The organism is Roseateles chitinivorans, from assembly GCF_050632235.1.
Lineage (GTDB): Bacteria > Pseudomonadota > Gammaproteobacteria > Burkholderiales > Burkholderiaceae_C > Roseateles > Roseateles chitinivorans_A.
In genome coordinates this window covers 1,400,075-1,422,811 of record NZ_CP192584.1, presented here as the reverse complement: position 1 = coordinate 1,422,811, position 22,737 = coordinate 1,400,075, and the positions used below count along the sequence as shown (strand labels likewise).

Annotated in this window: 20 protein-coding genes; 9 read left to right on the top strand and 11 right to left on the bottom strand. The window is 69.3% G+C overall.

Features of this window, described 5'->3' with window-relative positions; all coding sequences use genetic code 11:
• Positions 1 to 251 precede the first annotated feature (251 nt).
• A complete protein-coding gene (locus tag ACQ859_RS06430; protein WP_431265073.1) occupies positions 252 to 3,161 on the top strand; it encodes a hypothetical protein in 2,910 nt (969 codons plus the stop codon).
• Between the two features lie 75 nt (positions 3,162 to 3,236).
• On the opposite strand, the gene ACQ859_RS06425 is transcribed toward ACQ859_RS06430, so the two are convergent.
• On the bottom strand, positions 3,237 to 3,938 hold the full coding sequence (locus tag ACQ859_RS06425; protein ID WP_431265072.1) for an SDR family oxidoreductase: 702 nt from the start codon (positions 3,936 to 3,938) through the stop codon (positions 3,237 to 3,239).
• A gap of 241 nt (positions 3,939 to 4,179) precedes the next feature.
• Between ACQ859_RS06425 and ACQ859_RS06420 the strand changes: the two genes are divergently transcribed.
• The 4 genes from ACQ859_RS06420 to ACQ859_RS06405 all read left to right on the top strand — a co-directional run bounded on the left by ACQ859_RS06420 (position 4,180) and on the right by ACQ859_RS06405 (position 8,020).
• On the top strand, positions 4,180 to 5,205 hold the full coding sequence (locus ACQ859_RS06420) for an HlyD family secretion protein (protein ID WP_431265071.1): 1,026 nt from the start codon (positions 4,180 to 4,182) through the stop codon (positions 5,203 to 5,205).
• Positions 5,202 to 6,143, top strand: coding sequence for an ABC transporter ATP-binding protein (locus tag ACQ859_RS06415; RefSeq protein ID WP_431265070.1), 942 nt, complete (start codon positions 5,202 to 5,204; stop codon positions 6,141 to 6,143). Before ACQ859_RS06420 ends, ACQ859_RS06415 begins: the two co-directional genes overlap by 4 nt.
• Positions 6,140 to 7,294 (top strand): ABC transporter permease, encoded by a 1,155-nt coding sequence (locus ACQ859_RS06410; RefSeq protein WP_431265069.1) that lies wholly within the window; start codon positions 6,140 to 6,142, stop codon positions 7,292 to 7,294. The genes ACQ859_RS06415 and ACQ859_RS06410 overlap by 4 nt, the downstream gene beginning before the upstream one ends.
• A gap of 234 nt (positions 7,295 to 7,528) precedes the next feature.
• The gene (locus ACQ859_RS06405) at positions 7,529 to 8,020 is read left to right on the top strand and encodes a hypothetical protein (protein ID WP_431265068.1); all 492 of its coding nucleotides are present in this window, start codon (positions 7,529 to 7,531) and stop codon (positions 8,018 to 8,020) included.
• 161 nt (positions 8,021 to 8,181) lie between these two features.
• Here the strand turns inward: ACQ859_RS06405 and fdhD are convergent, their stop codons facing one another.
• The 4 genes from fdhD to ACQ859_RS06385 all read right to left on the bottom strand — a co-directional run bounded on the left by fdhD (position 8,182) and on the right by ACQ859_RS06385 (position 13,638).
• Positions 8,182 to 9,066 carry a formate dehydrogenase accessory sulfurtransferase FdhD gene (gene fdhD / locus ACQ859_RS06400; protein ID WP_431265067.1) on the bottom strand — a complete coding sequence of 295 codons (885 nt, stop codon included), beginning with the start codon at positions 9,064 to 9,066 and terminating at the stop codon, positions 8,182 to 8,184.
• 20 nt (positions 9,067 to 9,086) lie between these two features.
• A complete protein-coding gene (locus tag ACQ859_RS06395; RefSeq protein ID WP_431265066.1) occupies positions 9,087 to 9,443 on the bottom strand; it encodes a hypothetical protein in 357 nt (118 codons plus the stop codon).
• Between the two features lie 10 nt (positions 9,444 to 9,453).
• Positions 9,454 to 11,811 (bottom strand): FdhF/YdeP family oxidoreductase, encoded by a 2,358-nt coding sequence (locus ACQ859_RS06390; protein WP_431259292.1) that lies wholly within the window; start codon positions 11,809 to 11,811, stop codon positions 9,454 to 9,456.
• Positions 11,812 to 11,967: 156 nt separating this feature from the next.
• Positions 11,968 to 13,638, bottom strand: coding sequence for an OFA family MFS transporter (locus tag ACQ859_RS06385; RefSeq protein ID WP_431265065.1), 1,671 nt, complete (start codon positions 13,636 to 13,638; stop codon positions 11,968 to 11,970).
• 720 nt (positions 13,639 to 14,358) lie between these two features.
• On the opposite strand from ACQ859_RS06385, the gene ACQ859_RS06380 reads away from it, so the two are divergent.
• From ACQ859_RS06380 to ACQ859_RS06365, 4 genes are all read left to right on the top strand, one after another.
• Positions 14,359 to 14,727 (top strand): hypothetical protein, encoded by a 369-nt coding sequence (locus ACQ859_RS06380; RefSeq protein WP_431265064.1) that lies wholly within the window; start codon positions 14,359 to 14,361, stop codon positions 14,725 to 14,727.
• A 46-nt stretch (positions 14,728 to 14,773) separates the two neighbouring features.
• Positions 14,774 to 15,634, top strand: coding sequence for a hypothetical protein (locus ACQ859_RS06375; RefSeq protein WP_431265063.1), 861 nt, complete (start codon positions 14,774 to 14,776; stop codon positions 15,632 to 15,634).
• A gap of 103 nt (positions 15,635 to 15,737) precedes the next feature.
• Positions 15,738 to 18,617: a TonB-dependent receptor gene (locus ACQ859_RS06370; protein ID WP_431265062.1), complete on the top strand. Its 2,880-nt coding sequence runs from the start codon at positions 15,738 to 15,740 to the stop codon at positions 18,615 to 18,617.
• A 143-nt stretch (positions 18,618 to 18,760) separates the two neighbouring features.
• Positions 18,761 to 19,306, top strand: a complete 546-nt coding sequence (locus tag ACQ859_RS06365) for a cysteine hydrolase family protein (RefSeq protein WP_431265061.1) — start codon at positions 18,761 to 18,763, stop codon at positions 19,304 to 19,306.
• A 15-nt stretch (positions 19,307 to 19,321) separates the two neighbouring features.
• On the opposite strand, the gene ACQ859_RS06360 is transcribed toward ACQ859_RS06365, so the two are convergent.
• The 6 genes from ACQ859_RS06360 to ACQ859_RS06335 all read right to left on the bottom strand — a co-directional run bounded on the left by ACQ859_RS06360 (position 19,322) and on the right by ACQ859_RS06335 (position 22,640).
• Entirely contained in the window at positions 19,322 to 20,092 is a 771-nt protein-coding gene (locus ACQ859_RS06360; RefSeq protein ID WP_431265060.1) for a Crp/Fnr family transcriptional regulator, read from the bottom strand.
• 178 nt (positions 20,093 to 20,270) lie between these two features.
• Positions 20,271 to 20,984, bottom strand: coding sequence for a flagellar basal body L-ring protein FlgH (locus ACQ859_RS06355; protein WP_431265059.1), 714 nt, complete (start codon positions 20,982 to 20,984; stop codon positions 20,271 to 20,273).
• Between the two features lie 13 nt (positions 20,985 to 20,997).
• Positions 20,998 to 21,573: a cell division protein FtsI gene (locus ACQ859_RS06350; protein ID WP_431265058.1), complete on the bottom strand. Its 576-nt coding sequence runs from the start codon at positions 21,571 to 21,573 to the stop codon at positions 20,998 to 21,000.
• Positions 21,574 to 21,583: 10 nt separating this feature from the next.
• The gene (locus ACQ859_RS06345; protein ID WP_431265057.1) at positions 21,584 to 21,931 is read right to left on the bottom strand and encodes a hypothetical protein; all 348 of its coding nucleotides are present in this window, start codon (positions 21,929 to 21,931) and stop codon (positions 21,584 to 21,586) included.
• A gap of 19 nt (positions 21,932 to 21,950) precedes the next feature.
• A complete protein-coding gene (locus tag ACQ859_RS06340; protein WP_431265056.1) occupies positions 21,951 to 22,208 on the bottom strand; it encodes a hypothetical protein in 258 nt (85 codons plus the stop codon).
• 207 nt (positions 22,209 to 22,415) lie between these two features.
• Complete coding sequence (locus ACQ859_RS06335) at positions 22,416 to 22,640, bottom strand: hypothetical protein (protein WP_431259303.1); 225 nt, start codon at positions 22,638 to 22,640, stop codon at positions 22,416 to 22,418.
• Between the last annotated feature and the right edge of the window lie 97 nt (positions 22,641 to 22,737).

Below are 22,737 nucleotides of genomic sequence, written 5' to 3'. Positions count from 1 at the left end.
CCCCGCCGGCGCGCTCGCGCCGCGGGGCTTTTTCATTGCGGCTTACCTGCTCGCGGAGCCCCTCGCCTCCCTCACAAGAGGTAGGCCTGTGGTGCGTCGTTGGCCGAATTCCGCAACACGGGTAACGGTCGATTTCAGAGGCGCCGGATCGATTGACGCGACCAGTAGCGGACCACTTTAATCCGCTGCCTTGACGCGCGACCTGCGCGTCGGTCTCGATCACGCCGGCCGCAGCGCCGAGAGGAATCCGCATGGCGCTCGCTCCCCGTCCCACCGCCGCCGACCGACTCCGTCGAGCCGCCGTCGCCTCGAGCCGAGCGGCGCTGGCCGCAGCCCTGCTCGCGGCACTGAGCGCCTGCGGCGGCGGGAACGGTGACGAGGCCAAGCCGCAGGCCAGTCCGCCCGTCGCGACGGATCCGGGATCCGGCGCCGGCACGGGCACCGGATCGGGCGGCACAGGCGGCACGGGCACAGGCGGCGGCACCGGCGGGGATCCCACGGCTGAAGTCCCTCCGCCGCCGTCCACGCCGATGCTGCCGACGACGCCGGCCGATCCCGAGCCTGCGCCCCCCGCGCCGCCGACGACAAGCACGCCGGCCGCGCCATCGCCCGCTCCCGCTCCCGCACCCGCGCCGGCGCCTTCTCCAGCACCAGCACCAGCACCAGCACCAGCACCAGCACCAGCACCGGTGCCGCCCCAATCGAGCGGCCCGACCGCCTCGACGGCATTGCAACTGCCGCTGGAAGTGCTGGGCGCCGGCCTGCCGAGCGCCCCGACGATCGCCACTGCGAACCTGACGCTCGACGCCAACGGCACCAGCGCGGCCACCGAGCTGTGGCTGCGCTGCCATCGCTGCAGCTTCTTCGGTCCTCCCGAACATGAAGCGACCAGCGAGACGCCGGCCGCCGTCAAGGCCAGCCTGCGCATCCTCGGCGGCACGCCGGCTGCCAACGCCGGCGCCATCCCCTGGGTCGACATCACCGACGCCACGATGGTCCTGGCCGATGCCGAACGCGTGCAGGGTGGCCTCAAGCGCGGCGGCGGCCTCTACACCGCGCGCATGAAGCTGACGCTGGATGCGGCCACGAAGGCGCGTCTGGTCAGCGGCGTGAACCTCGTGCAGTTCCGCTTCAACGGCAGCGACGGCGAGTCCAACGGCTACCGCGTCATCGACCTGCAGGTCCGCAACGCGCAGGGCCAGAGCCTCGCGACCAATGCAGTCGTCCGCACCGACATCAACGCCGAGAAGGTGGCCGGCCGCACGCTGACCGCCGACGTCGCCGCCGGCGAGAAGCTGTGGAAGGCCGAGAACACGCTGCTGAAGTCGACGCTGGTGAAGCGCCAGATCCGTGCGGCCTGCGCGTCCTGCCACGCCTCGGACGGCCGCGACCTGCAGTACTTCAACTACTCCAACAACTCGATCGTCCAGCGCTCGCGCTTCCACGGCCTGACCGAGACGCAAGGCGGACAGATCGCCGCCTACCTGCGCTACGCGCTGCGCGACATGGCACACGTCGCGCAGGCCGCGCCGTGGAACCCGCCGTACCAGCCGGGCGCCGGGCTCGACAGCAAGCCGGTGACCGAATGGTCCGCTGGCGCCGGCCTGGACGCCGTCCTCGACTCGCCGAGCGACGCGGTCAAGGCGCTGTTCGGCAAGCCGCTGGACGGCTTGGCGCTCGCGCTGACGCAGGCTGACGTCGACAAGGTGATGGACGCCAACGCGACCCTCAACACCCGCGAGGTGCCGCTGCCGATCCAGTTCCCGGACTGGAACTCCTACCTGCCGGCGATGCATCCGCTGGACATCTGGCCCACGGGCGCCGACGCGGCCGGCTCGTTCGAGAAGGGCGCGACCTTCACCGCGGACAACCGGCGCCTCGATCCGCTGGCGACGTCGAAGAAGATCACCGCCTGGCTGGAGTCGCACCGCTCCGCCACCTTCGGCGACTGGAGCCACCTGACCCCGCAGCAGCGCAACGAGATCCAGAGCCTGCTCAAGCCGTCCGGCTTCGAGCTGTATGCCTTCCTCGGCGGCGGCCGCGGCAATCACCTGGCCAAGACCGGCCTCTACGGCGCGCAGGTCGGCGCCGCGCAGCTGCAGAAGCTGGCCTCGCCGACGCGCATCGCCACGGAGCCCGCCGCCTTCACGACCAACGCCTTCATCGAACGCGTCGTCGGCAGCACGCTGCAATGGAACCTCGTCCAGCAGTGGGAATGGGCGCAGCGCTACGGCATGGAAGGCGACCAGCGCTGGTTCATCGGCGACTACGACGCGACGGCCAAGACCTGGGCCGGACGCGGCGAGAAGCGCGGCTGGCCCTTCAACACGGTCAGCGCCTTTTTCCTGGCGCCGCACATGGTGTACCAGTCCGACACCGACGCGACGGGCAAGATCACCCGCGAGTGGCTGCTCGCCTGGGAGACCGGCAACAAGCTCGGCTCCTACACGCGCACCAACGCCTGGTACCAGATGCAGGTCACGCTCAACCCGGGCGCGCAGAGCGACTGGGTGAACTACTCGGTGGACTGGCCCTACCTGACCGGCTTCGACTCGCTGCTGTCGCAGACGCTGGGCGACGCCACGCCGGCCCAGTCCACCGCGGCGCTGATGAGCGACATCCGCCTGCTTCAGGCCCGCATCAAGTCGGCGCAGTTCGTCAACAACAACATCCCGCTGTGGGTGCCGACGGACACGCGCTCGATCATCAACAACCGCGGACGCTTCAGCAAGGCGGCGGTGGTCAAGCACCTGAACCCGATCAACTTCATGGAGGCCGTCTCCACGCAGGCGACGCAGTCCTCGCCGTTCCGCCGCCTCGACAAGCTGCAGGCCGGCCTGACCTTGAAGTTGCTCAACGGGGCGTTCAAGCAGTTCAACCAGCTCTACACGGTCACCGACCCGGCCATCTGGCGCCGGTGCGATCCGAACAACATGGACCTCGGCGAGGCCGAGCCCACCGCCGGCTTCTCGTTCTGCCTCGACGTGGCCAAGCAGCCGTTGACGCTCAAGTCCCCTGGCGTCTACGTCATGGCGTCCACGGACTACCGCAGCACGGCCGAGCAGAAGCTGCAGTACGCGGTGTGGAAGGCCGGCACGCTCGGTGCCGATCCGGACCGCGTCAAGACGCTGAACGACTGGCTGCTGCGCGCCTGGCCGTGATGGCCACGAAGGCCCGCAGGCCTTCATGGCCGCCAAGGCTGCGATGGGTCATCGCCGGCAGCAGCCGGCCGGACCTCAGACGCCGCCGCGGTAGCTGCCCTGCTCTGCCGACAGGCCGGCCTTGATGCTGCGCGTCAGCTCGTCGGCGTAGACCTCGTCGCGACCGGCGGCGAGCGCGTCCAGCACCTGCTGCGCGACGGCCAGCGGATCGGCCTTCGGCGCGTCCAGGCCGGCGGTCATGTCCGTGTCCATGAAGCCCACGTGCAGGCCGAGCACCGCGGTGCCCTGCCCCTTCAGCTCCTGCCGCAGGCCGTTGGTCACGGACCAGGTGGCCGCCTTCGACACGCTGTAGGTGGCCGCGCCCGTCAGGTTGAGCCAGCTCAGCACCGACAGCACGTTCACCACCGCGCCGCCGCCCTGTGCCTTCAGCACCGGCGCGAAGGCGCGTGTGAGCTCCAGCGGGCCGACGACGTTGGTCTCGAACTCGTCGCGCAAGGCCGGCAGCGCCTTCTCGCCCAGCAGCGGCGAGCCGCGCGTGATGCCCGCGTTGTTGATCAGCAGCGTCACGTCGCCGGCGGCGCGCACGGCCGCCTCGATCTGATCCGGCTTCGTCACGTCCAGCGTCACCGGCACGACGCCAGGCAGGTCGATCGTCGACGGGTCGCGCGCGGCGGCGTAGACCTTCTTCACGCCGGCGGCCCGCAGCGCCTTGACGAAACTCTTGCCCAGGCCGCGGTTGGCGCCGGTGACGAAGGCGACGGTGTTCTTGAATTCCATGGTGGTGTCCTTGAATGCGGTGGAGAGGGATCGGAAGGAGGAAGGGAAGTTTTTAAATGTCGATCGACATCAATAATGTAATGTCGACCGTCATCAAAACGCAGCGGGGCACCCGTCTTGCCCCTGGTGACGGAGGGGCTGTCGCCACGCGCCCGACGCCAGCACGTCGACCGCGCTACTCGCGGGCGAGGGCGGGCCCGGGGCAATAATCCTTCTCACCCCGTCGCCGGAGATCGCGTCGATGCCGAAGATGCCGCGTTGCCTGTGTCCGCTCGCCCTGATCCCCGTCGCGCTGCTGGGCGCCTGCGGGGACCCGCCCCCGCCGGCCTGGTCCGGCTACGCCGAGGGCGATCCGGTCTACGTGGCGGCGCCGGTCGCGGGACAGCTCGTCGAACTCCAGGTCCAGCGCGGCGACACCGTGAACGCCGGCGTGGCGCTCTTCAGCATCGACGGCACGCCGGTGAGCGCCGCGCGTGCCGAGGCCGACGCGCGGCTGGCGGCGGCAAAGGCCGAGCAGGCGGACGTCGCCAAGGGCCGCCGTCCCGACGAGATCGCGATGAGCCGCGCACAGCTGGCCCAGGCCCGTGCGCAATCGACGCTGGCGGAGGCCGATCTCGCGCGGCAGCAGCAATTGATCGGGCAGGGCTTCATCTCCGCATCCCGGTTGGACGACGCGCGCGCCGCGGCGGCGCAGGCGCGCCAGCGGGTGCGTGAGCTGGAGTCGTCCCTGCGCGTGGCGGAACTGCCCGCTCGCAACGACCAGCAGGCCGCCGCGCGCGCCAACACGGCAGCGGCCTCGGCGGCGCTCGCCCAGCAGCAGTGGCGCGAGTCGCAGACGCGCCAGAGCGCGCCGGCGGCCGGCCTCGTCGACGACACCTTCTACCGCGTCGGCGAATACGTGAACGCCGGGCAGCCGGTGGTGTCGCTGCTGCCGCCGGCGCAGCGCAAGGCGCGCTTCTACGTGCCGGAGCCGGAACTCGCGTCGCTGCGCCCGGGGCAGAACGTCCAGCTCAGTTGCGACGGTTGCGGCGCGCCGATCGCGGCGCGCATCAGCTACATCTCGCCGCAGCCGGAGTACACGCCGCCGGTGATCTATTCCAACAGCCAGCGCTCACGGTTGGTGTTCCTTGTCGAAGCGCGGCCCGATCCGGCGCAGGCGCTCCGGCTGCATCCCGGCCAGCCGCTGGAGGTCCGGCCCGTGGCAATCGCCTCATCCGCCCCACGCACCCCAGCGCCCTCAATCACCTCCTCGTCGGGACGTCCATGAGCGAACTCGCCATCGACGTCCGCGGCCTCACCAAGCGCTACGGCCAGCGGACCGTCGTCGACCACGTCGACCTGCGACTCGGACGCGGCCGCATCTGCGGCTTCCTCGGCCCCAACGGCAGCGGCAAGACGACGACGATCCGCATGCTCTGCGGCCTGCTGACGCCCGACGAGGGTGAAGGCACCTGCCTCGGCCTCGACATGCGCCAGCGCGCCGGCGAGATCAAGCGCCAGGTCGGCTACATGACGCAGCGCTTCGGCCTGTACGAGGACCTCTCGATCCGGCAGAACCTCGACTTCATCGCGCGGCTCTTCGAGCTCGACGATCGCGCCCGCCGCGTCGACGAGGCGCTGGACCGGCTCGGACTGAAGACGCGGGAGTCGCAACTGGCCGGCGCGCTATCCGGCGGCTGGAAGCAGCGGCTGGCGCTGGCCGCCTGCCTGCTGCACGACCCCAAGCTGCTGCTGCTCGACGAACCCACCGCCGGCGTCGATCCGAAGGCGCGACGCGACTTCTGGGACGAGATCCACCGCCTGGCGGCGGACGGCATCACCGTGCTGGTCTCGACGCACTACATGGACGAGGCCGAGCGCTGCCATGAACTCGCCTACATCGCCTACGGCAAGCTGCTCGCGCGCGGCACGCAGCGCGAGATCATCGATCAGGCCGGGCTCACCGTCTGGGCCTTGCATGCGGACGACCCGAAGCGTCTGGCCGAACTCTCGTCCTCGCTCAACGGCGCGGACGGCGTGCTCAGCGTCGCCGCGTTCGGCAACAGCCTGCACGTCGCCGGCCAGGACGAGGCCGCGCTGGAACGGGCCATCGCGCCGCATCGCGCCGGTGACGGCCTGCGCTGGGAGCGCGCGGAAGCCAACCTCGAGGACGTCTTCATCAGCCTGATCAGCAAGACGCCCGACAACTTCGAGGCCGCACGATGAGGTCGGGACGCCCCAGCCGCTTCAGCCTCGCGCGCGTGCTGGCGATCTTCATCAAGGAGGTCCAGCAGATGCTGCGCGACCGGCCGACCTTCGCGATGGCGGTGGGCGTGCCGATCCTGCAGCTGCTGCTCTTCGGCTATGCGATCAACACCGATCCGAAGGGACTGCCGACGGCGGTCGTCACGCAGGACCGCGGACCGATGGCGCGCAGCCTCGTCGCGGCACTCGAGCAGAGCGGCTACTTCCGTGTCCAGGCCCGCCCCGATTCCGAGCGCGACGGCGACCGGCTGGTCGAGGACGGCGAGGTGCAGTTCCTGATCGTGATCCCGCCCGATTTCAGCCGCCGCGTCATCCGCGGCGAGCAGCCGGCGGTGCTGGTGAGCGTCGATGCGACGGACCCCTCGGCATCGAGCAACGCGCTGGCGGCGCTCGCGCAACTCGGCGCGCAGGCGCTGCGACGCGACCTCGTCGGCGCGGCGCGTCCGGACGGCGGCGCGGCCCCGCCCCCACCCTTCGAATGGCGCATCCATCGGCGCTACAACCCCGAAGGGCTGTCCCGCTACAACATCGTGCCGGGTCTCATCGGCACCATCCTGACGATGACGATGGTGATGCTGACCGGCCTGGCGATGACCCGCGAACGCGAGCGCGGCACGATGGAGAACCTGCTCGCGACGCCGGTGCGGCCGCTGGAGGTGATGATCGGCAAGATCCTGCCCTACATCGTGCTCGGCTACGTGCAGCTGGGCGTGATCCTGCTGGCGGCGGCGCTGCTGTTCCAGATCCCGATGGCGGGCAGCTTCCTGCTGCTGATGGCCATGATCGGCGTGTTCATGCTGGCGAACCTGGCGGTCGGCTTCACCTTCTCCACCCTGGCGAAGAACCAGCTGCAGGCGCTGCAGGCGACGTTCTTCTTCTTCCTTCCGTCCATGCTGCTGTCGGGGTTCATGTTCCCGTTCCGCGGCATGCCTCACTGGGCGCAGGTCATCGGCGAAGCGCTGCCGCTGACGCACTTCCTGCGCATCGTGCGCGGGATCATGCTCAAGGGGAATTCGTTTCCGCAGGTCCTGCCCGAACTCTGGCCGATGGTGGTCTTCCTGCTGGTCGCAGGGACGATCGCGCTGCTCAGATACAGGCAGACGCTGGACTGAGAATCCACACGAGGGTTCCGCACGGCCACCGCCGCTGGCCCTCACCCTCCCCTCTCCCGCAAGCGGGAGAGGGGGTAAGAGGAGCGTCGGGATCCCCCATGGGCACGGGGGAAAGTCCTGATCCTGGCTTCAGCCGCGCTTCAGCACCCGCGCGCACCGTGAGCGCTCGCGGGTTGGAGTTCGGAGGACCACATGGGACACCCCTCAAGGAGGAGTTGGCGAAGGATCGTCGGCGTGGCCGCGACGTTCGGGATCGCGGGCGTTGCCGCGGCGGCGCCGTCGGCCGCGGATCCGGCACCTCCGGCATCGGCGCCGGCGGTGACGCCAGCGATGACGCTGGAAGCGGCCGCGCCGGCCGAGTCCAACGAACCGGCCCGACGGCCGCTGGCGCTGCAGGCGTCGCTCGCCGCGTTGCGGGCGCGGCTCCAGACGTCGCCGGCGGCCGGTGTCGACGGCGCGCGATCCAACGTGATGCTGAGCCGCGGTCTCGACATCCAGGTCGTCGAGCTTCCACGCGAGGGCGCGCCCATCGGTCCGCCGCCCAAGCGGGCGCACCATGCGGTGAGCATCGGCATGTCGGGGCCAAAGCAGATGCTGCGCGGTCTCGGCCTCGATGCCACGGAATGTGCCGCGCGATTCCGCATGCCGTCGAAGCTCAGTCGCAAGGGGGACGGCTCATCGCAGATCGACATCACCGCGCAGCTCGGCATGGGCTGCAAGTTCTGAAATCCGCGACAGCACGCCCCGAAGTCCTCAGTCGCAAAACCTGGGGAGTACGACGGCGATTGGGGACGGCATTGCTGGGGGTTCAGGCGCTTGCCGCCTGTGGCCCCCTGCAATGGCGGCCAACGCCCTGAACGACGCAGGTGGGCGGTCGTCCGAACGCTTCAGGCGTAGAGCGTCGCTCGGCCGTCGCGGACGAATCCTGCGAGCCTCAGTCCGCAGGACTGCGCCGTGCGGATCGCCAGGTGCGTGGGCGCGCTGACGGCGGCCAGCATCGGCATGCCGGCGATCGCTGCCTTCTGGACCATCTCGAAGCTCGCCCGGCTGGTGACGGCGGCGAAGCCTTGCGAGGCGTCGATGCCGGTCTTGGCCATGGCGCCGATCAGCTTGTCGAGTGCGTTGTGGCGGCCGACGTCCTCGCGCGCAAGGACCACTTCGCCGTCGGGGCGACACCAGGCGGCTGCGTGGATGCCACCGGTGCGTTGTTGGAGCGGCTGCGCGGCGGCGAGCTCGCGCATCGCGCGCGACAGCGCCGGCACGAGGGTTTCGGCGTCGGCGAGCCCTGCGGGCAACGGTGGCACCGGACGATCCGGCACGCGGAAGACCTGGTCGAGGTTGTCGGTGCCGCAGAGGCCGCAGCCGGTGCGGCCGGCCATGCTGCGGCGACGTTCCTTCAGCAGCGATTCACAGCGCGCCGTCACGCGCAACTGCAGCGCGACGCCATTGGGCCGCGCGCGCACTTCCACGTCGAGCAGATCGGCCGGCGACCCCAGCAGTCCTTCGGTCAGCGAGAAACCGAGCGCGAAATCCTCCAGGTCCAGCGGCGTGGCCAGCATCACGGCGTGCGAGAGGCCGTTGTATTCGAGCGCGATCGGCACCTCTTCGGCGACGAACTCCTCGTCCGCCGCGCGCGTGGCGCCGAGCCGCTCCGGCCGCACCGCGACCAGCGCGGAAGGCAGAGGCGCGTCGTCATCGTCGGGCAATGCGCACGCGTCGCCCACAGCGTCGCTGTCGGCGCCATTGATGGGGTGACCCAGGGAAGCGCTCATGGAAGTGCTCGGGATGCCGCTCATGTCGTGGTCTGTGCCGGCCCGTCGTCGGCGCTGTCGCCGCGACCCGCCAGCGTGATGCGCGCGATCCAGCGGCCATCTTCATCCACGTGCAGGCGCACCCACCCGGGTCCCTGCGCGTCGCCGACGCGCGCGTCGCTCATCAGCGTGTAGAGCCGCAGCAGCACGCTGACGCGCAGGCCGGTGCGCTTGGCCAGCCGCGGCAGCGAGACGCCGCTGCCGCCGTCCAGCTCCGCCAGCGTCTCCAGGGCGAAACGCGCCTGCGCGGCCATGTCGCCGTCGTCCTCGACTTCCTCCCCGACCCCACGGTCAGGCGCATCGCGGACATCGGCGGCAGGCGCGTCGGCGCGGTTCATCCGGCGTGCCTCAGGCGGCCACCCCGGCCACCGAGCGGGCCTGGTCCTGCGGCAGCGGCGCGTCCTGCTCGCGCAGGGTCAGCACCACGGGAATGGACTTGGACGTCGGCGTTCCCGCGCCGATGGACACGCTGCTCAACGGCACCAGCGAATTGGTCTCCGGGAAGTAGCTCGCCAGGCAGCCGCGCGGGATGTCGTACTCGATCAGCACGAACTTCTCGGCGCGACGCGTGTCGCCGTCGCTGTAGACGCTGGTGATGTCGACCCACTGGCCGGCCTTCATGCCGATCTCGCGCAGGTCGTCCTTGTGGATGAACACCACGCGGCGATGGCCCCAGACGCCGCGGTAGCGGTCGTCCATGCCGTAGATCGTCGTGTTGTACTGGTCGTGCGATCGCACCGTCGCCAGGTTGAACACCACCGTCTTCTGGTCGCGCATCCGCGCGCGCGCCTGATGCAGCGGCGTGTCCGTCGGCAGCTGGTAGGTGATGAAGTTGGCCTTGCCGGTCGGCGTGTTCCAGACACGCTCCGACGCGGTGTTGCGCAGCCGGAAACCGCCCGGGGTCTTGATCTTCTCGTTGAAGCCCGCGAAGTCGTCGAAGACCTCCTCGATCTTGTCGCGGATGCGCGAGTAGTCCTCCACCAGCCACAGCCACGGCGTCTTCGAGCGGCCCTTCAAGGTCGCGGCGGCGAGGCGCGCCACGATCATCGGCTCGGACAGCAGGTGCTCCGACGCCGGCGCGTTCATGCCGCTGGAGATGTGCACCATGCTCATCGAGTCCTCGACGGTCACGCCCTGCGGGCCGGCGGCCTGCATGTCGATCTCGGTGCGGCCCAGGCACGGCAGCACCAGCGCCTCCTTGCCGTGGATGGTGTGGCTGCGGTTGAACTTGGTCGTCACGTGGACGGTCAGGTCGGTGTTGCGCAGTGCCTTCCAGGTCGCGATCGTGTCCGGCGTCGCCGAGGCGAAGTTGCCGCCCAGCGCGAAGAACACCTTGCCCTTGCCGTCGAGCATCGCCTGGATGGCCTCGACGGTGCCGTAGCCGTTCTCGCGCGGCGGCTCGAAGCCGAAGACCTGGCCCAGGCGGTCCAGCAGCGACTTCGGCGGCTTCTCGTAGATGCCCATCGTGCGGTCGCCCTGCACGTTGGAGTGGCCGCGCACCGGGCAGGCGCCCGCGCCTTCGCGGCCGAGGTTGCCGCGCAGCATCAGCAGCGCGGCGATGTGCTGGATCGTCGCGACCGAGTGCTGGTGCTGGGTGATGCCCATGCCCCAGCAGATGATCACGCGCTTGGCCTGCGCGTACAGGTCGCCGGCGGCGCACAGCTGCTCCTGCGACAGGCCGGATTCGGCCTCCAGCGCTTCCCAGGTCTCGGCGCGGATGCTGGCTTCGAAGTCCTCGAAGCCGTTGGTGTGCTCGGCGATGAAGCCCAGGTCCAGCACGCGCTCGCCGCCGGCGGCCACCGCCGCGTCGTCCAGCTCGAAGACGCGCTTGCACAGCGCCTTCATGACGGCCATGTCGCCGCCGATGCGCAGCTGGAAGTAGTTGGTCGAGATGGGCGTGCTGCCCAGCGTCGCCATCTCCATCTTGTCCTGCGGGTCGGCGAAGCGCTCCAGGCCGCGCTCGCGCAGCGGGTTGAAGCTGACGATCTTGCAGCCGCGCTTGGAGGCCTCGCGCAGCTCGCCCAGCATGCGCGGGTGGTTGGTGCCCGGGTTCTGGCCGAAGATGAAGATCGCGTCCGCCTTCTCGAAGTCGTGCAGCGTCACCGTGCCCTTGCCGATGCCGATGGTCGGCTTCAGGCCCTGGCCGCTGGGCTCGTGGCACATGTTCGAGCAGTCGGGGAAGTTGTTGGTGCCGAACTCGCGCACGAACAGCTGGTACAGGAACGCGGCCTCGTTGCTGGCGCGGCCCGAGGTGTAGAACATCGCCTCGTTGGGATCTTTCAGCGCGTTCAGGCGCGCGGCGATCAGCTCGAAGGCGTCGTCCCAGGCGATCGGCGTGTAGCGGTCCGTGGCGCGGTCGTAGACCAGCGGCTCGGTGATGCGCCCCATGTTCTCGAGGTCGAAGTCGGACCACTCGGCCAGCTCGCTGACGGTGTGTCCGCCCAGCACGCTGGCCGTGGCGCGGTGCGCGGTCGCCTCGGCGGCGATCGCCTTGGCGCCGTTCTCGCAGAACTCGAAGGTCGAGCGGTGATCCCGGTCGGGCCAGGCGCAGCCGGGGCAGTCGAAGCCGTCCGGCTGGTTGGCCGACAGCAGCGTCTTCGCCCCCTTCACCGCGACGCCCTGCGCCTGCAGGTGCTTGGCAACGCTCTTCAGTGCGCCCCAACCGCCCGCCGGGCCCTTGTAGAAGTGGATCTTCTGCTCGCTCATCGAGTCCTCCAAAAATCGTTGTTCCCTGTCCGCCCCTCGCCCAACGCGAGGTCTTGAAACAGAGTCGCCCCGTGGTCGTCGTGGACGGCCGCCGGGGCGAGGGTCATGCTAGCCGGTCAGACGCTCTCGCGCTGCCGGCGGGTCTTGCGCGCAAGCTCAGCTGAAGAACTTCGACGCGCTCAGCAGCGTGCGGTAGATGCCCCAGGCCAGCGGGATGCCCACGGCCAGCCAGGCCAGCGCGACCAGGAAGGTCGGCGTGGCGCGGCCGGCGCCCGGGCCGCTGCCCACTTCGGCGGCGGCGGCCTTCTCATGGGCCAGCTTCTTCTCGACGGCCAGTTCGGCGTCGGTCATGAAGTGCTTGTCGGCGACCGGACGGATCACCAGGTTGGCGATCAGGCCGATGACCAGCATGCCCACCAGGATGTACATCGTCTGGTTGTAGACCTGCTCGCGCGGGATGCCCAGGCCCAGCTGGTAGTCGCGCATGCCGTTCACGATGAACGGGCCCAGGATGCCGGCGGTGGCCCAGGCGGTCAGCAGGCGGCCGTGGATGGCGCCGACGAACTGGGTGCCGAACAGGTCGCCCAGGTAGGCCGGCACGGTGGCGAAGCCGCCGCCGTACATCGACAGGATCACGCATACCGCCGCCACGAAGGCCAGCTTGTGGCCCGCCGCGGCGCTGCTCGGCAGGCTGGCGTACAGCAGACCGCCCAGCACGAAGAACACCGTGTAGGTCAGCTTGCGGCCGAGCTTGTCGGACAGCGAGGCCCAGACGAAACGTCCACCGATGTTGAACAGGCTCAGCAGCGCGGTGAAGCCGCCGGCGATGCCGGCGATCGCGGCCAGCTGGGTCTTGTCCAGCTCGGCGAACTTGGCTTCGACGCCGATCAGCGAGCCGCCGAAGATCTCCTGCAGCATCGGGCTGGCCATGCCGATCACGCCGATGCCGGCGGTCACGTTCATGCACAGCACGATCCACACCAGCCAGAACTGCGGAATGCCCCAGACCTTCTTCACGTGCACGTGGCGCTGCGTGATCATGGTGTTGCTGGCCTGCACGGCCGGCGGGGTCCAACCCTCAGGCTTCCAGCCGGTCGGCGGCACGCGGTAGCCCAGCGCGCCGGCGACCATGAACAGGAAGTACACGACCGCCATCACGACGAAGGTCTGCATCACGCCGGCGTCCGTCGGGGTGGCGAAGTGCTTCATCAGCTCGACGGCCAGCGGCGAACCGATCATCGCGCCGCCGCCGAAGCCCATGATGGCCATGCCGGTCGCCATGCCGCGACGGTCCGGGAACCACTTGATCAGCGTCGACACGGGCGAGATGTAGCCCAGGCCCAGGCCGATGCCGCCGATGACGCCGGAGCCCAGCACCATCAGCCAGAACTGGTGGGTGTGGATGCCGAAGGCGGAGATCAGCATGCCGCCGCACCAGCACACGGCCGAGACCAGGCCGGCCTTGCGGGGACCGGCGCGTTCCAGCCAACCGCCCCAGATCGCCGCGGAGCAGCCCAGGAACAGGAAGAACAGCATGTAGATGGTGCCCAGCGTCAGCACCGTCCAGTCGCAGCCGGTGGTGAACAGCTGAGCCAGGAAGCCCACGTCCTTGCCGCACGCGGCGCCGGTGCCGGCGGTCTGCAGCATCTTGGACAGCGGCAGCCAGAACACCGAGAAGCCGTAGGCCATCCCGATGCACAGGTGGATGGCGAGCGCGCTCGGCGGCACCAGCCAGCGGTTGAAACCGGGAGCGGCGATGGTGCGCTCCTTGTCCAGCCAGCTCGCGCCGGCGGATCCGCCGCCCTGATCGGTCAGCACAGTAGACATGGGTCCTCCTCAAACACAAAAGAAAGGCGGCCGCGACGCGGCCCGCTGATGACGAACGGCAACGAACCCTCAAACGGCACCATTCGGCCGCGTCCCGTGTTCCGACGTCCCCGTCCCTTTCGGCATCAAGAAACCGTTAGGAAACCAGTTTCTGGTGACGGGCTGAAAAAGTTGGGGCAGAACGCTCGCGGCGGGGCGATCTTGACGCAAGTCATTGACATCCATTGACAACCACACATAGCGAGCGGACATCTATCGCACGAAACCGACAGCCGGTGCCTATCCCAGGCCTAGCGGTAACCGAATGTGGCGTGGATCATTTGGGCGATCAGCGCCCAACATACCCTGGTGCAGGTGACACCCCCAGGATTCACGGGGAAGCGCGGGCACCAGGGACGATTGTTGAGGCCCCCACAACGGTGCGTTGCGCGGCGCAGCATTTATGCGATCGGGGTGAATGCCTATTGTTCGGAGGTTTCCTGTCTCCGAAGGCGTCCATCAGCGCCTTCTTCACCGGACCGCCCTCAGGGCCGTCCGGTTTTTCTTGGGCGAGGGATCGCCGTTTGCCCCGATGAACACGCGGATGTATCGGGTTGAAACCTGCCGTTTGTCCTACAAACCCTCGCGCCCTCAACCCACGTTCGACTCCCCGTCCACGGTCCAAAGTTGGTCCTAACCGATCTCCACCGATCGGCCCCTCAAGCCCAAAGGAGAGACCCAATGAACGCGACCAAATCCCTCGTGACCGGTGCCGTTGCCCTGACCGCCTTTGCCAGCGTGCTGGGTCTGGCGTATGCGCAGGTCGAGAACTCGACCGAGTCGACCCAGACGCAAGCGACCCAGGAACAGTACCCCGCCACCCAGACTGAGCAACAGGCGCCCGCCGACCAGAGCATGACGCCGGCCGACCAGTCGAACCAGGCCACCACGCAGCAGGACCAGACCACGCCTGAAGCGCAGTCGCAGCAGACCCAGCCGTCGTCCACGGACCAATGGCAGAACCAGCAGCCCGCCACGCAAGACCCGCTGCCGGCCGAGCCGACCAGCGCCGGCACGCGGGCCCCCGCGCCGACCGCAACTGATCGGTGAGTCCGCACCGCCACGCCCGGCCCTAGCCTCTCCCTGAAAGCCCACCATGCTGCGCGCCTCCAGCGGGTACTTCTTCAGCGATCCGCCGCCACCGAAGCCGCCCTCGTGGTCGGTTCCGGGACGGATCCCTGAGCACCTGCGGGAACGTGCGGGATGGGCGGCGCAGGGACTGGCGCTGGGTCTGGCCGGCGCGCTGCTGGCCTGGCCGGCGGCGACCTTCCTGATGAAGCACCTGCGACCGGCTCCGCCCGTCGTGGCCCGACACACCCCTTCCGCACCGGTCCAGCCGGTCGTCCACGCCCCCGCTCCAGTGCAGCGGACCGGCACGGCCGAATTCGGCAAGACCAAGGTTTCCAAGCAGGCCCGCCAGCTCGCCCAATGGGTGATGGCGGGCTGGGATCACAACGGTCGCCCGTTCGCGATCCTCGACAAGCGCCAGGCCCAGGTGCTGGTCTTCAGCCCCGAAGGCAAGCTCCAGGCGACCACGCCGGTGCTGCTGGGTTATGCCGCCGGCGACGACAGCGTCGCGGGCATCGGCCTGCGGCCGATCGCCGAGGTGAAACCGTCCGAGCGCACGACGCCGGCCGGCCGCTTCGTCGCGCAGCCCGGCAAGAACGCCGGGCACGAGGACGTGCTCTGGGTCGACTACGACGCCGCCGTGTCCATGCACCGCGTGCGCCCGACCAACCCTGCGGAGCGTCGATTGGAGCGGCTCGCCTCGCCGACGCCCAAGGACAACCGCATCAGCTTCGGCTGCATCAACATGCCGGTGAAATTCTTCGAGCAGACGCTCTGGCCGACCTTCGGCAAGCGCGGTGGCATCGTGTACGTGCTGCCTGAAAAGAAGGCGATGGAACAGGTCTTCGCGGAGCAGATGCGCCGCGCCAAGGCCGGCCCGTCCACCTGAAGCGGTCCATGACCGCCTCCCCCGCATCCCCACCCGGTCCGCGCTCGCCTTTGCAATCGCAATGGCACTCGGCACCGGCTTTGTCCCCTCCACACAGGCTCAGGTGAGCCGCGCCACCGTGCGCGGACTCGTCAATGCGCCTGCGGGCGTTCAGCCTGGCGGGCTGTCGGTCACCGCGACGAACAGCGCGAATGGCGCCCGGTACCGCACGAGCACGAGGGCCGACGGCCGTTACGCGCTGATCGGCCTCGCGCCGGGCGAGTACGTCGTGAGCGTCGCCGCGGCCGACGGAAAACCGATCAAGACCGAACGCATCACGCTGTCCGTCGGCGAGAGCGCCGCGCTCGACCTGGGCACCGCGCCCGTGGCGGACACGCCGGACGCGATCCAGCTCGGCACCGTGACCGTCGAAGGCAACGCGAGCCGGCAAGGCGTCAAGGATTCGCAGCTCGGCACCGTCGTGTCGCAACGCATGATCGAAGCGCTGCCGCAGAACACGCGCAATTTCCTCAGCGCGGCGGACCTCGCCCCGGGCGTCGCGTTCTCGACCGATTCGAGCGGCCTGAGCCGCGTGCAGTCGGGCGGGCAGGACTTCGACCACCTGAACGTCTTCATCGACGGCGTGGGCCAGAAGAACAACATCCTGCGCGGGGGCGTCAGCGGCCAGTCGGACACGCGCGGCAACCCGTTCCCGCAGTCGGCGATCTCCGAATACAAGGTGCTGACGCAGAACTACAAGGCCGAGTTCGACCAGGTCAGCAGCGCCGCGATCACGGCGGTGACGAAGTCCGGCACCAACGAATTCCACGGCGAGCTCTACGGCGACCGCACGGGCACCAACTGGCGGGCCATGAACTCGCTCGAGAAGGAGCGCGAGGCGCAGGGCATCCCGCGCCCGTCGTCCGAGAAGTACGAATACGGCGGCAGCGTCGGCGGTCCGATCGTCAAGGACAAGCTGCACTTCTTCGTCGCCTACGACGCGAAGCGCATCGAGGACTCCCGCCAGATCGCGGGCCAGAACTTCGAGAAGCTGCCCAACGCCGGCATCGTGCCCGAATTGCTGGCGCGACGCGGCAGCCAGGTCGATCCGTTCCACGAGGACCTGTTCTTCGGCAAGCTCGACGCGCAGCTCAACGACGAGCATCGCCTGACCCTCAGCGCGCGGCTGCGGCGCGAGACCGACCGCATCGCCGAGGACCGCAACCTCTCGCTGCCCGGCAACGACAAGGAGCGCCGCAACGACGAGACGCGCATCGACCTGAAGCACGAGTGGTCGCGCGACGACTGGCTCAGCGAGGCGCGCATCGGCTACGAGGACTACCTCTGGAATCCGAAGTCGGCGTCCGACACGCCGTTGGTCCGCTACAAGGTGTCGACGGCGTCGCCGCAGGTGCTGACGTCCTCGCAGGACGTGATCCTGGACGGCGGCTCGCCGGACGCGCAGCGGCGCAAGCAGCGCGGCACCTTCCTGTCGGAAGAGCTGACCTACACCGGCTTCGACGGCCACGTCGTCAAGGGCGGCGTCAAGCTCAAGGACATGCGCTACGACCTCAGCGGCACGGCCAACTCGGTCGACGCGGTCGAGGTGCTGATCGACAACGTCACCGGCCTGCCCTACTGGGACGGCAGCAACTGCCTCGGGACCAACGTCTCCAACAACGGCAGCACCAGCGCGCAGTGCAACATCCGGCGCGCGGCGGCGGCTTCGGGCGCCAGCTTCAAGAACAAGCAGTGGGGGCTGTACCTCCAGGATGACTGGAGCGTGACGAACAAGCTCGAGCTCAACCTCGGCGTCCGGTGGGACTACGAGGACAACATGCTGAACAACGCGTACGCCACGCCGGCCGACCGCATCGCGGCGCTGCTCGCGCCGGACGTCGAGCGCTACGGCATCACGCCGCCGGCGGGCCAGACCTATGCGCAATCGCTGGCCAAGGGCGGCATCGACGTGTCGCAGTACATCAGCAGCGGCAACTCCCGCAAAGCGTTCAAGAACGCGATCGCGCCGCGTGTCGGGTTCTCCTACGACGTCTTCGGCAACCGGAACACGGTGGTCTTCGGCGGCTACGGCCGCAGCTACGACCGCACGATGGCCAACCACGCGCTCGACGAGACTCAGAAGAACCAGTCGCCTGGCGGCGAGATCTGGCTGATCCGCAACGACCTGAAGATGCCCTACGCGGACCAGTTCAGCATCGGGCTGCGGCAGGCGCTCACCAAGACATGGAACGGCGAGATCGCGCTCAGCCGCGTCGAGGCGAAGAACCAGTTCGTCTGGTTCAGCGGCAACCGCGACGCCAACGGCGGCTTCGCGCAGCAGTCGTCCATCGACCCGCTGTGGGGCGGTCCGAACGGATTCGGGCAGGTGGTGCTGGGCGATTCGATCGGCCGCACGCGGACGGACTCCGTGTTCGTGAAGGCGGAGAAGCCGTACACCGAGTCCTCGGGCTGGACGGCGACGCTGGCCTACACCTACAGCGACGCGAAGACGACCAACCTCCAGTGGAGCAACGACACCTTCGACTGGACCTACGGTCGCGCGGGTCGCGGCTGGAATCCGAGCACGCTGGTGGACAGGCACCGGCTGGTCGGTGCGTTCATGACGGACAAGCTGCTGCCGTGGGGGCTGACCTTCTCGGCCAAGGGCACGTATGCGAGCGGCTTCCCGCGGCGCCTGACGAACTGCATCGGCGGCACGCCGCAGTGCTTCCTGGTCGAGGGCGACTCGCCGAGCTTCCGGCAGGTCGACATCAGCATCGGCAAGGCCTTCAAGTACGGCATCCACCAGGTGGCGCTGCGACTCGATGTGCTGAACGTGCTGGGTGCCGACAACTACGGCGGTTTCGACGACTGGATCGGCAACGCGCCTCAGACCGGGGCGACGCCCAACCGGCTGGGCGGCGACAACCTCAACCTGGACAAGCCCAACAACATCCGCGGCGACAACCGCGCGATGCGGGTGGTGTTGAACTACAAATTCTGAGGCGTCGCCTGCGCAGGCCAGGGCTCGCCAAGGCGGACCGGCACCGCAAAGCGGGGACAAGGTCGGAGGACATGACGATCGGCGTGGACGGTGGCCTGCCGGCTATGCTGGCCGGCATTGTTCATCGCCAACGGCCGGATGCCATGACCACTGCCCTGCTCATCATCGATCTGCAACGCGCGCTCTGCGTGGGCGAGTATGCCTGCCACGAGGTCGACGCCGTGATCGGCCGCCTCAACGGCCTGATCGCCCGGGCGCGAGAGGGCGGGACACCGGTGATCTTCGTCCAGCACGAGGACGCCGGCTACGAGGCCCTGCGTCACGGCAGCGAGGGCTGGCAGATCGACGATCGCCTGCATGTCCGGCCGGACGACCGGCGCGTGTTCAAGACCTCGCCGGACTCCTTCCACAAGACCGACCTGGACGCGGTACTGAAGGGTGTCGGCGTGACGCACCTGGTCATCTGCGGCGCGCAGAGCGACTTCTGCGTCGACACATCGACGCGCCGCGCGCTGAGCTCGGGCTACGACGTCACGCTGGTCGAGGACGGCCACACGACGATCGCCTACGGCGACCTCACGGCGCCGCAGATCATCGACCACCACACGCTGATCCTGCGCAACCTCAACAGCTTCGGGCCGAAGATGGAAGCGAAGAAGGCGGCGGAGATCAGCTTCCGAAAGACCTGACCCCCGCCCCCGGGATCACTTCAGCGACGTCCTCGCGCTGGCCAGTTGCGACAAGGTCATGTCGCACTGGTCCACCGTCGCCATGCAATCGAGCCCGCGCGATTCGACCTCGTGCATCAGGCTCAGCCAGGCGTTCAGGCCCTCGAGCGTGACCTTGGTGCGCGAGGTGCGGCTCCAGCCGCGCTCGGCGAGCTGGCCCAGGTAGATCCACGTCTGCCGGCGCGACAGCCCCGACAGCTGCCCGATGCAGGCCTGCGACACCGGCAGCGCCAGGCTGTTGCCCACCGTGCCGGCGCGCTGCGAGCTGCTCAGCGCCGCCGCCAGCGTCGCGAGCACGCTGATCAGCCGCTGGAAGCCGTTGCCGGCCAGCCGCATCGTGATCTGGTCCTGCAGCCGCGACGCCGTCGCCGCGTACAGCTCGCCCGTCGCCGCGTCGCGCTCCGGCGCCTTCGTGTCCTTCATCCGCGGCATCGGGATGTGGATCGTCGTCACGTCGACCAGCGCCGTCACGTCGTAGCGCGCCGCCAGCTTGCCCAGCGGCGAGTCCGCCCCGATCACGTCGCCCAGCCACAGCGCCGCCACGGCCACCCGCGTGTCCGCCGCGACCTTGGCCGCGAGGAAGGCCGCCCCGCCGCTGATCGCGATCCATTCGGCCAGCGGCGTGCCGGCCTCGATGATCTTCTGGCCACGCCGGTACGTCCGGATCTGGCCGTCGGCCAGCCAGTCGTCGCTCGTCGTGTCCGGTGCGCCGTCGTGCGTCGGCGTCCGCGTCCCTCTCGTGCTCATGATGTGTTCTGCGTGAAGTCCACCGGACAAGGCTCCGCCCTCCGCCCCTGATGCGGACCTGTCGCGAAAGCCATTGCGGCGAATCGTGGGTTATAGAAGCGGACCGCCGACCTCGATCGGTCGATAAGGCCCGTGGCGTCGGCCCGCTTTGCGGGTTGACCGTGCGGCGATCAGCGCGTCACCAGATGGACAGGCTCCTTGCCAGCACGCGCTGCAGCCAGCTGCGCGACGACGCCTCCGACACGTCGCCCTGCGCGACGCTCTCCAGGCTGGCGTTCACGACGTCGCGCGACGAAACCAGATTGCCCGGGCGGATGTCGCGCGGATTCACGATCCCCGAGAAGCGCAGCGTGTTCACGCCCTTGTTCAGGCCCACGTTGCGTTCGCCCGCCACCAGCAGGTTGCCGTTGGGCAGCACGTTGATGACGCTCACCGCCACCGTGGTGGTGAAGCTGTTGTCCGTCTCCGTCGTGCCCGAGCCCTTGAAGGAATCGCTGCCCGCGGCCGTCGCGTCGATGTTGAGCAGCCGCTCCACCGCGCCGATCTTGCTCTGGCCGCCCGGCCCGTGCACCGCGAGCTTGTTGTCGCGGGTCGTGTCGGTCGTCTGCTTCTGGCTGGCCTTCAGCGTTTCCTGGATGTCCACCTTCAGCGTGTCACCGATCGCGCTCGGGCGCTTCTCGCCCGAGAACAGCGAGGTCGGCGACATGCCCGGCTGGTAGATCGCGCCGTTGCTCGGCCGCTCGATGTACATCGGCGCCTGCGGCGGCGTGACCATCATCGGACCGGCCACCGTCGGCGGCGTGCCGGCGCATCCGCCGAACATCCCCAGCACGACGGCCGCGAGCGGCAACGTGGACGCGCCGATCGCGCCACGGGACTTGTTCTTCGACATCACATCCCTCCCCTCAGCTCTGGAAACCGGTGATCAGCGCCTTCACGACCGGCGCGATCTTGTTGCGCGTCCCGGCCCAGCGGGCCAGGCCGAAGTTCTCCTCGGCGACGTAGCTGCTGGTCGACAGCAGCGTCCCGTCGGACCGGTGCAGGCTCAGCGACGCGGCGCTGAGGTTGGCGCGGTAGCCGCTGGCCATCGGCGGCACGCCCCATTCGATCGTCGCGACGTAGCGCAGCCACACGCCGCATTGCTGCAGCCCGGTGCCGGGCTCGTACACACGGCTGTCCACGCCCTGCCCCTTCAGCTCCGCCTGCATCGCCGGGACCAGGTCCTCCAGCGGTGCGTTGCGGTTGAATTCGATGCACAGCGTGCGCACCGGCGCGTCGCCGTGGTGGACGGTGTTGCTGGCCTTGGCCGGCGCGGCGGTCGCGAGCGCGGTCGACGTCGCGGTGCCGGCGCCCTTGACCAGCTCCCAGGCGGGCAGCGGACTCAGCACGGCGCAGCCGACTAGCCCCGTCGTCCCGATCAGGCCGGGCAGCCCGAGCAGCAGGACGCGGATGCGCTGCGCGAAGGCCGGTCGAAGGCGCATGACCTGACCCTCACACCAGTTCGTCGAGCACGGCGGCGCCGCCCAGCGCGGCCATCACGCCGTAGCCGACGACATTGCCGAGCACGTTGCCGACGCCGCCCGCGACACCGCCGACCGTGCCGGTGACGACGTCGGCGACCGTCTCGACGGCATCGACCGCGTCACCCGCCAGCGCCTGCAGGCCCTTGGCGCTGATGGTGGCCGTCACGCCGAGGACGGGCCCCAGCGTCAGGCTGGGGCCGCTGCCCCGCGAGGATCCCGAGGATCCGCCCGACGAGGCGGCACGGCCGCTCTCGTGCGAGCCGTCGGAAGACGTCGCCAGGGCGACCAGGCTGGACAGGAGGGGCACGCTGCTCAAGGGGAACTCCCGGCGGCGATCAGCCGCGCGCGGCCAGCGAGGCCGTGTCGAGCGACAGCGTGGCGGGGGTGGGGCTGGCCGTCCCGGCGACGGCCGGCGCGGCGGCCATCGGGGCCGTCGCCGCGGAGGCCGGTGCGCCGGCCTTCGCGTCGTTCAGCATCCGGGTGAAATCGGCTGCGCCACCGTTGCTGGCCTTGGCGGCCTTGGCCGGGCCGGTGGACGCGGGCGCGCCGACGTGGGCCGCCGGCGACGAAGAAGCGTTGGACTTGACGTGCATGGCGAAGCGCTCTCGTTCGTTGGGGTGAACGGATTCTTCGCCGCGACCACTGTCCGCCATGCCGCGATGAGCGCGACGAACGCAGCGGTCGTCGCGGACTCGGTGAACTGCATCACCGAGGGGTCAGGACTGGGGGAGTTCTTCGCCGCTTTGCCGGCTCAAGTTCGCGCGGGCGCGGCACCGGCACGGGCGATCAATGCGCGCGGATCACGCGCCCCGGCTCTGGAGCGCCATCGCTTCGGTCCATTCGTCCCACGTGGACTCGGTGACCTCGAGGCCCTCCAGCGCGGGCGGATCCTCGATGGGCCAGCCCGACGGGCTGAACGGGATGCGCCGCTGCAGCAGCACCTCGGTCTGCCGCAGGATGCGCTGCATGGCTGAGCTGAAGGGGTTGCCGGGCTCTCCGGCGGATGGCGCGAATCGTTGTCGCATGGTCCTCTCCTGACGAGTTCCCACTATCAGCGGGGGTCGGCCCAAGTGCCATCCCACCATAGGGTGAACTAGGGGGGATGTCGGAGGGGTGTGACGG